The organism is Isoptericola nanjingensis (assembly GCF_050311635.1).
In the GTDB taxonomy this organism is placed as follows: domain Bacteria; phylum Actinomycetota; class Actinomycetes; order Actinomycetales; family Cellulomonadaceae; genus Isoptericola; species Isoptericola nanjingensis.
Genome location: NZ_JBNOZL010000029.1, coordinates 1 through 241, shown reverse-complemented (window position 1 = coordinate 241; position 241 = coordinate 1). Strand labels below are relative to the sequence as shown.

Here is a 241-nt window from a genome sequence, read left to right as displayed (position 1 = left end):
GGCACGGCCCCGAGGAACGCGTCGACCGCGTCCTCGGTCAGCTCGCGCAGCAGCCCGCCACGCTCGACGAACGGCAGCGGGTCGTCCGGGTCGGCGTGCACCGCCCCGATCTGCGCGTACGGCAGGTCTCCGACCGTGTCGAGGAGCGGCACGGCGACCTGCCTCAGGGCGTCGACCCGGGGGTCGGGCGCCGCGAGGTGCCCGTGCCGGACGTCGCGCACCACGAGCACCGCGCGCCCGC

1 pseudogene is annotated in these 241 nt (G+C 77.6%); it reads right to left on the bottom strand.

The annotated features are described in order from the left end of the window. Positions 1–241 (bottom strand): annotated as a pseudogene (locus ACQP6G_RS20890) (FAD-binding oxidoreductase); the annotation flags it as partial.